Source organism: Cohnella massiliensis (assembly GCF_900169535.1).
GTDB classification, from domain to species: Bacteria; Bacillota; Bacilli; order Paenibacillales; family Paenibacillaceae; genus Cohnella; species Cohnella algarum.
In genome coordinates this window covers 108893-120018 of record NZ_LT821242.1, presented here as the reverse complement: position 1 = coordinate 120018, position 11126 = coordinate 108893, and the positions used below count along the sequence as shown (strand labels likewise).

The following is an 11126-nucleotide window of genomic DNA, read 5'->3' as shown; positions in this document are numbered from 1 at the left end:
AGCCCGCGACGATCCACCTGATTGGCTTTGCACCATCTTGCTGCTTTTTCTCCACTGGAACGGAAAGCGGCAATTCGTTCTTCCCATTTCTTCTGTACGTCTTCTCTGGCCATAAAAAATCCTCCCCCAATTGGACTATGAGGAGGATTATCTCACGGTTATTGCAAGGAACGAAGGTGGGGAGAGTTTGACGCTTACATACAATCGCTCGAAACTTTCAAACATTCTGTTTGCCCGAGAATTAAATCGACGTGCGAGGAAGAAAGGTATCACTTCTATAGCAGTACATCCTGGTACAAGTCCTACAGGCATCGGGAGAAACGCACCGAAGGGAACCCAAGCATTCGGACTGCTATTAATGAAAATATTCGGAACTTCTCCTGATCAATCATCTTGGCCATCACTTATTGCGGCGACGGATTCGACAGTCACCGGAGATCATTACGTAGGGCTAGGAATGAATCCACTAAAGGCTAAGAAACCGAAGTTTGTAGATTTCCCCAAAAAGGCATTGGACACGCAGCTTGCGGAAAAACTTTGGTTACTATCCGAGAAGTTAACCGGAGTACATTATGACTTGTAAAAACGAGCAAAGATGGCTTCTTCTTGAAATGAAAACCGTATCACATATGCCAGGTCATTACGCAAACGGGAAACGTTAGTTCAATGGGACAGCGACGATACCGGATCAATTCTCTCAGCTCGCGGTTTGGGATGTAACTGCCATTCAATAGACCGTGGCGAAGCAGTCCGGCGATCCATTCCGCATCTTTTACGTCGGTTTTGCGGCCCGGAACATTCTTGATGTGCTGGGCGTTTACGACAAATACCTAAATCTCCTCAAGCTCCAGATCGGTTTCCAGTAAGGTTCTGTACTTTCCATGGCGGCGTGAGTGCAAGGAAATTATATCGCATGACTACCATTTTCATCATCTGATGGTGCCGCGCTATCGGCATGGGCGTCTAAGACTTTATTTTTCCGTCTTGGGCCGCCGCGAGGTTGGGATTTTTGCTTTATATCTACAGGAAGATTTGTTAAAATGTATATACGTTATAAAAGTTATGACTGTTACAAAGGTATAACTAATCGTGTGCTGATCATACTATAGAGAGGAGAATATAAAATGAATGGTGTGGTCAAATTGACGAATGATAAACGGCAGGAGACTCGTTATTCCCGCAAAATAGGACGGATGGGGAACAGTTTGGGAGTAAGTTTGCCCAAAAGCCTTGCTGCGAAGTTAAATATTTCGCAAGGGGATGAGATCGAATTCATCGAAAACGATCGAGGCGAAGTGTTGTTGAGAAAAGCACGACAAAGTAAACTGCCCGATAATGTTCGTCCTGAAGTTTTGGAAGCTTTCTTTGATGTATTTGAAGAGGATGAGGGAATTCTTGAGGATCTAAGGGATCGATGATATGACGATCTTCCTGACCAAAGAAGAAATTATCGCAGCACACTATTTTATCATGAGAAGAATGAATGACGCAGAGCAGGCGGGCGTGAAGGACCACGGCCTGCTGGAATCTGCGGTACATAGACCGCAGCAAAGCGTATTTGGAGAAGACGCTTATCCAACCTTATTTGACAAGGCTGCAGCATTGTTGGATTCTCTGGTCAAAAATCATTGTTTTCATAATGGCAATAAGCGGACAGCGTATCTTGTTGCAAAGTCATTCCTGATGATGAATGGATACCAACTAGGGATGGAACGTAAATATGCAGTGGAATTTATAGTCGATATTGCACAAGGAGTATATAAATTGGAGGCTATCGCTCATCTTCTAGAAGAACATTCTACTGAAAATGATTTCTCGGGGAGTTCTTAAGGGGATATCAAAACTATGACTACACCCGTAGAAGCGTATGTGGCGTTATCTTCGGACAGGGGTTCAAATCCCCTCGCCTCCACCATGTAAATCCACAACCGCTTTAGGTTGTGGATTTTTGCTATACTATTTGCAGGAAAACTAAATTGATCATTAATACGCTAAAATTGATTTAAGACAAATAGGGATAAATATTTAATTTGGATAAATAATTTGATTGGAAGTTATATAACCATAATGAACTTTTATGAAAATCCTGCCGCAGTTGCTGTCGGCTCAGAGAATCTAGCAAAATGACGACTTTAGATGAGAAGGGGAAGGTACCTATGTTCCATCCTGAACAAGTAAAGAGTTATATCCTGCATCCTGAGTATACTGTAAGCAATACCGCTCTAAAGTACTTTGAAGACAGCTTTTTATACGAAAATGAACCTGCTTTAATGCCGTTATTGCTAGAAAAACTGAAGCAATCTAAGCACGCCAGATCCATTCATTTGTTCCATGGATATAAGTTCCCGCAAACCGAAGAGACGATTCGCGGGTTGTTGGCCTTGTGTCTTTCGCCGACATACGATAATAATACGAAATTCCATTTGAAAAAGATGTTGCATCATAGCGATCCCCAGTTGTTGGACCCCTTTGTGGAGTTCGTCGAGAAAGATCCGCTTTGGAAAAATCGGGTGCAGCAAAAGCGTAATCTTTCGATGATGGACGATCAGGAACTCGTGAGTACCTTCCAATTGTTTATTGAGCAAACCACCGATAAATATGTAAATGAGTTTGACACAACGTATGGTGACGAAATCGTGTATGAGCTGTCCCGTCGGACGTGTATGGATCCCGATGCTATACTTCAGAAGCTGGATGCCTATAATCCGGACGACTTAAGCTATGAAACCCCGTATTTTGTTCAGCTGGCGGGTGCAATGAAGCTGGAAGCGGCCATTCCTTTTCTGTGCAACTTTTTGGGAGCGGAGGATGATTGGCTTCCAGAGAAGGCCGTAGAGGCGCTTATTCATATCGGGACAACTTCGGTTGTGACGACGCTGGCCGATCGGTATTTTGCTGCTAACGGGGAATATTTCCGGTTATATGCTTCCGATGTGTTCGGTAAAATCAAGCTGCCCGCCTCGGAAGAGGCATTGCTGACGCTATTGCCGGAAGAGCGGCATCTAACCTATGCGACCAACTTGGCGAATGGTCTATGTGAGCTGGGCTCAAGCAAGGGCCTTCCGCTAGTCCAGGAGATGGTGGAAGGAGATTACGAACGTGGACTGATGAACCTCACACAGTCGATTTATGCTTACTGCATAATTTCAAACACACCGCATCCTTCATTGCCGCAATGGAAGAAGGAGCTTGATAGGGAAGAAGCGCGGCTGGCCAAGCGTGAGAAAGAAGTGGATCGGATGTTTGCCAGCCCTAGACTTCAAGGTAGCCTAGGCACACCTTATACTAACCCGAATAAAGCAGGACGCAACGATCCTTGTCCTTGCGGAAGCGGGAAGAAGTACAAGAAATGTTGCGGCGCGTAAATGGATACTAATAGAACCTATGGAGATGCGAATTAGAGGGATATCCAAGTAAAATATTTCCGGGTCAACCAACTTTCGGCCTCGCGTTCACAAGCAGGATGCTGGCGACGATGAGCGCCATTCCCGCGAGCAGGTTCAGCGTCAACTGCTCGTCGAGGAACAAAACGCTGCAGACGATGGAGACGACCGGGATCAGGAACGTGAACGACCCGACCTTCGTCGCCTCGCCCGAGCCGATCAGCTTGAAGTAGACGAGCCAGCCGAGCGCGATGACGAAGACGGAAATGAACAGCGTATCGTAGACGAACGGACCGGTCCACCGGATTTCCGACCAGCTCTCCACGGTCGAGCCGTACGCCGTCATGACGACGCCGCCGATCGTGACCTGCATGGCCGTCATCCACAGCGAGTCGACCTTGGCCGCTTGCCGCTTGATATAGACGGTTCCGAGCGCCCAGCTGAGCGCGGATGCCAAAGCGAGCAGGATGCCGATGAGCGAGATTCCCCCCTCCAGCCCGCCGATGCTCATCGCGGCCACTCCCGCGAAGCCGAGCAGCAGGCCGATCATTTTCCGGGCGTACATTCGCTCTCCCAGCCACATCCAGGCAAACAATCCGAGCAGCACCGGCTGCAGAAACACGATGGCCGAGAACAAGCCGGCGGGCATGTATTGCAGGCCGACGGTCTGGAAGCCGTAGTAGAAAACGATGCTCAGGAAGGCCGAGAACAAATAATACGGCCATGTCTCCCGAAGCCGAAGCTTCCTCCAGCGCGGCAGCGCGACGGCGATGAGCAGAACTCCGCCGATCAGCGTCCGAAGGCCGGCGAACAGCAGCGGCGGCGTGAATTCCAGCGCGTATTTGGACAAAGGCCAGTTTATCCCCCACATCAGGATAAGGAAGAATAAATAGAAAAAAGTTTGTTTGCGGGATAGAGCAGCTTCTGACATAAGAGGTCTCTCCTTGTGAAAGGGTCAACCCGAATGATACACTATTTTTTAACATGATGAAAATGAATGTTTCTTATAGGAGGCATAGCGTTTACGTTATGACTAACACGCAGATCAAGCTTTTCGTCAAGATCGCAGAGACAGGAAGCTTTACGAAAGCGGGCCTTGACCTGAATATGACGCAGCCGGCGGTTAGCCGCGCGATTTCTTCGCTGGAAGCGGAGCTGGACGTTCCGCTGCTTCTGCGCGATCGCCGCAGCGGCGTGCAATTGACCGATGCGGGCAAGCGCATTCTCGTGCTGTTCCGCGAAATTCTCGGCACATTCGCCAAGGTGGAGCAAGTCGTCGCCGACGAAAAGGGGCTTCAGGTCGGTACAATTCGCGTCGGGGCTTTTCCCGTGGCCGGGGCTCACTTCCTGCCCCGGATCATCGGCGCCATCGCCAAGAAGCATCCGGGCATCGAGTTCGAGCTGCACGAAGGGAACATCGACGAGCTGAGGAGCTGGCTGGAGACGAGGGTAATCGACGTCGCGTTCCTGATTCCGCCGGATGGCGACTGGGAGACGATTCCGCTCTATCGGGAGAAAATGTACGCCGTGCTGCGAGCGGATCATCCGTTAAGCGACCTGTCCGTCATCCCCGTCAAACAGTTGGCCAAGGAGCCGTTCATTACGTGCAAAGCCGGATACGAGCCGCCGATCATCGACCTGTTCGAACGGGCGTCAGCCCGCTTGCAAACGAAGTACATCGTTCAAAGCGTCAGCATGGCTCTCCGCATGGCGGAAGAAGGCCTCGGCTTTCCGATTCTGTCCGAGCTGGCGCTGAAGGCGCTCCCTCCCGGGCTGGTCAAGCGCGAGCTGGAGCCGGAAGCGTTTCGTGACATTCGGCTCGCGGTGCCTTCCATCGCCGAATCCTCCCACGCCGTCAAGCTTTTTATCCGGACCGCGCTCGGCTTGTTCCCTCCGCACGGCATGCCCGTCTCGGACCCGGCAGGTCTGGTTTCACAACAATAACTCCATGGCCGTTCGCTCTTTATCCGCAATCTCGAGCAGAAGCCTTGATGCCTGCTGCAGCTCCTCGTGGCTGCCCGTTTTTCCCGCACGTTCGATCGAGGCGGAGACACGGGTCCACATCGGAGCGATTTCCGCAAACATACGGTAAGCTTGTCCGATTTTCGGGTCTTCCAAGCGCTCGGCGCATTCCTTCAGGAAGTCCCGGTACAGATTCCGGAACAAAGCGCCGCCGGTTCCCGCCCGCTCCATCAGCAAAGCGGCCAGGCCTAAATCATGTTCGAAATTGCGGCTGCGGGAAGGCCATTTCAGGATTTCGCGGCTCATTTTGACAACGCCTTTGTTCCCGACATTGCGAATGGGCGGGTTCAAATAATCATGCGCGTTCCTGGTCAAGGATTCGCGTATCGCGGGAACGAGCGGAGGCAAAGCGTTGATCGGATCGAGCGAAAACGAACGATTCCGCGAACTCATGGGTCCCTTTGCGTTCCGGGCCGCGGCCAGGCTTGCGAGGCTCGTTTTCACCTGTCCGCCCTGCTGTCCGGTGTCCGCCATGTAGGCGTATTCGTCATCCATGCCGTATAAGACCGCATAGTGGCCGGCAAAGTGCACTTTGTTCGTAAAATAGTCCAAGTAATAGGAATCCAGCTTCAGGCCGACCGGAATTCCGCGATCGATGCAGCGCCGCACGTTTTGCCACGCTACGCCGACGGACGACGTTTCCTGAGTTCGGACGGTCAAACCCAGCGCGCTGGCCAGGTTGGCTGTCAATACATCCGGCTTCACCCTTCCGCCGATGAACGGAAAGTCCATTCCCTTGGAGTCCCAGTAAATGAAGCCGAGCCCCTGCCCGAGTCCGAACAGCATCGGTTCCGACAGTCGGATTCCCGCAAATTGCAGCAGGTTGCCCAGGGCGGTCGTTTCGCAATGTTCGCCTCGGTACGGTACGAAACCTTCAATGATTTTGGCCATCGTCCCCTGTCTCCTCCGACAATTCTTGAATTAGACGGTCAACGAACGCTGTCTCGCTCTCGATCAGGCTTATCGGATGCAAGAACAGCGCCCTTACGTTCAGCGGCAATCGAGCGCCGCCTTGCGATTCGAACTTCCGCCTTACTTTGATTGAAGCGCCATGAAGAAAGTCCAGCCGTTTCCGCAAAGCGGCGATCGCTTCGTCCTTCCCGATGAAGGGCAAAGCGGCCAGGCCGAGATCGAAGCGGTTGTCGCGTTCCCGCGTTGACGACAGGCTGTCGAGGATTTCATGTTTCAGCTTGATCCTGCCGGCTTCGGTGAGGGCGAAGCGGGTCGGCATCGGCCCCTTGCCGGATTTTTCGTCGGAATCCTCGGGCGCGATCCAGCCTTTGTCGCTCAGCTTCTTCAGTCCTCCGTAGATCGAAGTCGTGCCGATATTCGCCCATTCCCGATAGCCTCGCCGATCGACCAGCTTCTTGATATCGTACCCCGAAGTTTGACCGCCTTCCGCGATCATTTGCAGCAGCATGAATTCGACATTCGAGATCGGGTGCATGGTGGGGCTCCTTCATTTTATATTTCACATATGTAATATAACACTAGTGGAATAAAAAGGTCAATGCCGAACCGGATTTATTGGAGAATGCAGTTGGCCACTAAGCTTGAGTTGCAACGGAGCAAGGTGTTCAGAGCGGAAGATTTGGCGGACGTATTCGTTAAAAGTCCGGATGGTTTAATTTCTAACATTTCTGTGCCTATAAGATGAATACTGTCGAATGAATAGTAGTATGGTCGTGATTATTTCCATTTCTATTGATTAAATTGAATTAATTGTTCTGATATAATAAAAAAATTTAATGGAGGTAATTTATATGGTGATAAGAAGATTTGTTCCTGTTCTAATGTCGTTTATTCTTTCATTCTCCTTAACTGGTAGCCTTGCATCGGCAGATGTTATCGAAGAACAGGTCATTTTCGAAGCAGAGGAAATCACAAATTTGAGTTTATTGTATGAACGCGCAAGAAAAGGTATTACAGATGCTGATATAATCGATAGATCTATTGGAATTTTAAAAAACAGAGTTTCTAATGTTGAGGGCGTCGGCACTGTTGAACAGCTTGAAACAACACAGAAATTGCGTGCCGTGAAAAAGGGCGATAAAATTATTGAAAGTTATAAGGTCGTGACATTGACAATTGTTTCTGATGAAGACGAAGATGAAGGTATCGTTGCACCTTTAGCAGAAGGAAGCAAAAGTGAATCTAGATGGGACACCGCAGGAGGAGTAAGAGCTTATTCCACAGTAAACTATGATAGAAGTATTGACGGAAATCTATATTTGTATAAATTAACTTCTGTTAGTGGAGGTTGGGAACGTCATGACTCATCTTACGTATTATCTGACAGAAAAGTGAATTATGGAGCAACGGGAACAACAAAAGAAGGGGGATTTGCTAACCAATCATCAGGATTCCTTTACCCTACTAGTGATACCTATTCTTATACCGCTCCTTCAAACTGGGTTCCGGTTTGGCAATCGTATATGATTTTCGGTACAAACTCATGGGTTACAATAAAACGAGGGACAAGTTCTGAATGGGAACTACATTTATCCAATCTGGTAGCTTGATGATCCACCCCGGCCTAAATATGGGCTGGGTTTTTTATAATAAATAAAAACAACCGTAAATAATAAATGCAAGTAAGGAAATAAGTGCTGTGATTGCGGCCAATTTTCTTTTAAGCTTTCGTTCATTTTGATTTTCCGAATAGTAATTTCCTCTCTGTTGAGTACCTGTAGTCCATGCACCAATCAGAATCCCGGAGATAAACAGAAAAATAATTCCGACATACAATAACCAATCCATCGTATACCCCCTTAAAATTTTTAAAATAATACTTTTAATAACATTAAATAAATACCAAAACCATAATAACATGTTTAATCCATACAATGATTATATTAGCTCATTGTTAAAAATTTGAGAAGAGTAAAGATGATTGACGTGAGGATCCGGATCATTCCCCATTTTGTTCGATGTTGTGATTTAGGCTTAGTAACGGAATTAGACAGATAACAGCAAAAATACGGGAGAATGCCGGAAGAGAAGCTGGCACCTTTATGCGTAAGAGGCCGTGGTCCAGGCAATGAAGCGGATTAAATCGAGCGAAGGCTGGATTCCCACTGGCCGACGTGGGGGAAAGGTGGGATCGGCAGGACCGTATTCGAACTCGGAAGCTTTCCGCCGTTCGGATCCGCGTCCCGGCTTCGTCGCATTACTTCCCCCGGCAACCGGAGAGCAAGGAGCAGCTTGCGGAAGGGCACTGCGGAGTAGAGGAATGGATGAAACGAACGGAACCCGATTTGAACCGGGCGCCGGAACGGAAAGCGCGAGCTGAGCTTGGTTTAAACCCAAGGCAACGGAAGGTCGAGGAAGAGGTTGCCTAACGGCAGCCTTTCCTTTTTTAAACTACGACGGCACAATTAACTAACTCACATAATTTGATCCCATTGTGCCTCCAGTTTCTCTAGAAAAGCGATGGGCTGGCGGTTAAATCTTCTACGCTGAACGCTTTCGGATAGCCGCCGGTCCCATCGTGCTTTGCGCGTTGCATATTTTTCATAGCCCACCGTTCTTAAACGGGCGATGATGTGTTTTTGTCGAAGTGCATCGTCTACAAGTACAATCATTTCTCCATTACGCACAATGTAGCTGTTCCAATTGCGTAGCCCAGTAATTCGGCGATGAACAGCCTTCATTCGGCGGAAAAACTGTTCCAGATCGTTGTTCGTACGAGGGATGTGGTAGTGATCGTAACTAGTGAACAGTCCCTTCCAGAAGCCGCGAGAGTAGTAGTACAGTGGTCACCATAGGGGCATCCTGTTCATCGATGTAAGTCTGTTCAGCCACCCGAGCAATTGGGTCATTTCCCACTCAACCGTTTCGCTCGTCTTGTCTTCGTCTGGCGCCAAGGTAGCCGCGATATGGGCTAGCGGTGTAGCCCAGCGAACGACAGACGCATATCTGGTAGCCTGCTCATCAAGTTTGCTGAAAATTCTGACCAGACCTTGGAGGAGATGAGGCTCTTTTTTTAGTCAAGCACCGCGCAAGCGACGCCTGTATGGCTTGAGCTCGTTCATAAATAAGCATCCCGGGCAATTTGAGCGGCGGTTCCCCGTCCTCCAGAAGCAGAGCGCGAACCGCAGCGACATAACCTTTTGCAACCTGCGCTTCGCTTGCAATGGTTTCCGCCCTAACACATGAAGTGTCTGTGGCTACGCCTTCGTTTGCTTGAGCAGCTTCCACGGCATTCTTCTCAACTTGCTCGATCTTCCTTTCGACTTCCCGCAAGCCGCGCATGCTCTTCTTTAGCTCCATCTTGAGTTTGCGATCCGCATCTACAACAGGTTTGGCAATATCTTTAAGGTAGTGGTACTGGGATACGGCACATCCGGCAGAAGCGTTTCGAATGCCTGACGAATGGAAACTTGTCCGTCACTGACGATTCCGACGACGGGGAAGCCCAACTCAATAATTGGCTCGATGAGGCTGCGTAATTCGCCAGCGGCTCCGCTTTTCATGTTCTGAGCCGCCAAAACTGTGCCACTGAACACCTCTCGAATGACATAGTGCATCTCATTTCCTTTTTCCGGCTGGACGCCGTCCATGGAGAGAATGATGCCGCCATTTTGTGCCGTGGTTTCCGCCAAGCTTTGTCTTACATGCTCGTCAAGACTGGCCGCCAGCAGGGTTTGATAGCGTTCATAGAGTGTTTGCGCATATCGCTCACTAGCTACAATCCCGCGCTCGTTTAGCAACTCTGCAATCTCTTTACACGTGCGGTGCTGCTTAAAACGCAACTCCCCAACGAGGCCGAGCACATCGTAGCCATAAGAAGAATACTTCATGCTCAGCATTTCGGCTTCCGCTGATTTATAGGCTACGCCTGTGTGAACGCAGCTTGCATTAGGACACATGTAGGCCATGCTCCAGGCATGAATAACACCAGTTAGTGTAGTGATTTTTTTGTTCCAGGCGGTATGGGATCGCTTAAGCTTGACCCCGCAATGCGGGCAGTTAGTCAACTCGGGTCGGAAATAGATTTTCGGCGCGGCGCCGAGGCGATTTTTCGAAAGCATAAGGGCACACTCCAACTTATTTTGTGTCCCTTATGTATTCGACATCCTCCAGGAAAATCCTGTTAGTTAATTATGCTGTCGTAGTTTTAAAATAGATTATTTCAATACGCCGCGCCTGGTCATGACCCTGCAATAGAAGAACAACCCAAACGTCAGGATGAGGATTCCGATATCAAAAAGCGAAATCCAGGGGCCAAGGATATTCCAGCGATCCATAAAGGCAAACGTAATAAGCTCTAGCGCCAAAATCGAAACGGACGAAACAAGCGCGACCTGCACGGCCCAGCGGGAACGGATGTGAAGCAAAATCGGTGCCATCAGACCGGAAAAAACATTCAGGGTCCAGAAGACGAGAGGCAAAATAGGTAATCCGTGAAATACGTATAGACTTCCTCTCCGTAGTTTTTGGAGCTGTAATAGGCATCGTTATGCCCGAGCGTCATAAAGTAATCGTAAATCCCGTTCGCATAAAGGAAGAAAAAGAATATTCCTGCGAGGTAAAGATGCCAGGGTGCCTTTGCTCGTTGTAATGGCGTCTTCGATTTTGCGTGATCCATTTCCAGTGGTGCCTCCCTTTGCGCTTTAAGCTCTTGCATTGTGTCACAATTGTGCAATCATGTAGAAGTATAGAGCCGCGAATAGGACGGTACAATCCTTTCCGGACAAGTGCTACATTCGCTTCGTTTTT

General features: G+C 49.0%; 11 protein-coding genes and 1 pseudogene. 5 read left to right on the top strand and 7 right to left on the bottom strand.

The features are described 5' to 3' along the window. Nucleotides 1-689 precede the first annotated feature (689 nt). Nucleotides 690-824 (bottom strand): annotated as a pseudogene (locus B7E11_RS30025) (IS110 family transposase); the annotation flags it as partial. Nucleotides 825-1124: 300 nt separating this feature from the next. On the opposite strand from B7E11_RS30025, the gene B7E11_RS00970 reads away from it, so the two are divergent. From B7E11_RS00970 to B7E11_RS00960, 3 genes are all read left to right on the top strand, one after another. Further along, the gene (locus B7E11_RS00970; protein ID WP_080831785.1) at nucleotides 1125-1418 is read left to right on the top strand and encodes an AbrB/MazE/SpoVT family DNA-binding domain-containing protein; all 294 of its coding nucleotides are present in this window, start codon (nucleotides 1125-1127) and stop codon (nucleotides 1416-1418) included. A gap of 1 nt (nucleotide 1419) precedes the next feature. Then, nucleotides 1420-1830, top strand: coding sequence for a type II toxin-antitoxin system death-on-curing family toxin (locus B7E11_RS00965; RefSeq protein WP_080831784.1), 411 nt, complete (start codon nucleotides 1420-1422; stop codon nucleotides 1828-1830). Nucleotides 1831-2156: 326 nt separating this feature from the next. Next, on the top strand, nucleotides 2157-3365 hold the full coding sequence (locus B7E11_RS00960) for an SEC-C metal-binding domain-containing protein (RefSeq protein ID WP_240353219.1): 1209 nt from the start codon (nucleotides 2157-2159) through the stop codon (nucleotides 3363-3365). 64 nt (nucleotides 3366-3429) lie between these two features. Here the strand turns inward: B7E11_RS00960 and B7E11_RS00955 are convergent, their stop codons facing one another. Then, complete coding sequence (locus tag B7E11_RS00955; RefSeq protein ID WP_080831783.1) at nucleotides 3430-4314, bottom strand: DMT family transporter; 885 nt, start codon at nucleotides 4312-4314, stop codon at nucleotides 3430-3432. 98 nt (nucleotides 4315-4412) lie between these two features. Here B7E11_RS00955 and B7E11_RS00950 point away from each other — a divergent pair, with 98 nt between their 5' ends. Beyond that, nucleotides 4413-5327, top strand: a complete 915-nt coding sequence (locus B7E11_RS00950) for a LysR family transcriptional regulator (RefSeq protein WP_080831782.1) — start codon at nucleotides 4413-4415, stop codon at nucleotides 5325-5327. Here the strand turns inward: B7E11_RS00950 and B7E11_RS00945 are convergent. Further along, nucleotides 5316-6296: a BtrH N-terminal domain-containing protein gene (locus B7E11_RS00945; protein WP_080831781.1), complete on the bottom strand. Its 981-nt coding sequence runs from the start codon at nucleotides 6294-6296 to the stop codon at nucleotides 5316-5318. The two genes, B7E11_RS00950 and B7E11_RS00945, sit on opposite strands and share 12 nt — an antisense overlap. After that, on the bottom strand, nucleotides 6280-6852 hold the full coding sequence (locus B7E11_RS00940) for a PadR family transcriptional regulator (protein WP_080831780.1): 573 nt from the start codon (nucleotides 6850-6852) through the stop codon (nucleotides 6280-6282). The genes B7E11_RS00945 and B7E11_RS00940 overlap by 17 nt, the downstream gene beginning before the upstream one ends. A gap of 316 nt (nucleotides 6853-7168) precedes the next feature. On the opposite strand from B7E11_RS00940, the gene B7E11_RS28670 reads away from it, so the two are divergent. Next, nucleotides 7169-7927: a hypothetical protein gene (locus B7E11_RS28670; RefSeq protein ID WP_139787024.1), complete on the top strand. Its 759-nt coding sequence runs from the start codon at nucleotides 7169-7171 to the stop codon at nucleotides 7925-7927. Nucleotides 7928-7961: 34 nt separating this feature from the next. On the opposite strand, the gene B7E11_RS28665 is transcribed toward B7E11_RS28670, so the two are convergent. The 3 genes from B7E11_RS28665 to B7E11_RS00935 all read right to left on the bottom strand — a co-directional run bounded on the left by B7E11_RS28665 (nucleotide 7962) and on the right by B7E11_RS00935 (nucleotide 10438). Then, nucleotides 7962-8165, bottom strand: coding sequence for a DUF5316 family protein (locus tag B7E11_RS28665; RefSeq protein WP_139787023.1), 204 nt, complete (start codon nucleotides 8163-8165; stop codon nucleotides 7962-7964). A gap of 1173 nt (nucleotides 8166-9338) precedes the next feature. Continuing rightward, the gene (locus B7E11_RS30020) at nucleotides 9339-9677 is read right to left on the bottom strand and encodes a hypothetical protein (protein WP_240353220.1); all 339 of its coding nucleotides are present in this window, start codon (nucleotides 9675-9677) and stop codon (nucleotides 9339-9341) included. A 20-nt stretch (nucleotides 9678-9697) separates the two neighbouring features. Next, the gene (locus B7E11_RS00935; RefSeq protein WP_245809588.1) at nucleotides 9698-10438 is read right to left on the bottom strand and encodes a transposase; all 741 of its coding nucleotides are present in this window, start codon (nucleotides 10436-10438) and stop codon (nucleotides 9698-9700) included. Between the last annotated feature and the right edge of the window lie 688 nt (nucleotides 10439-11126).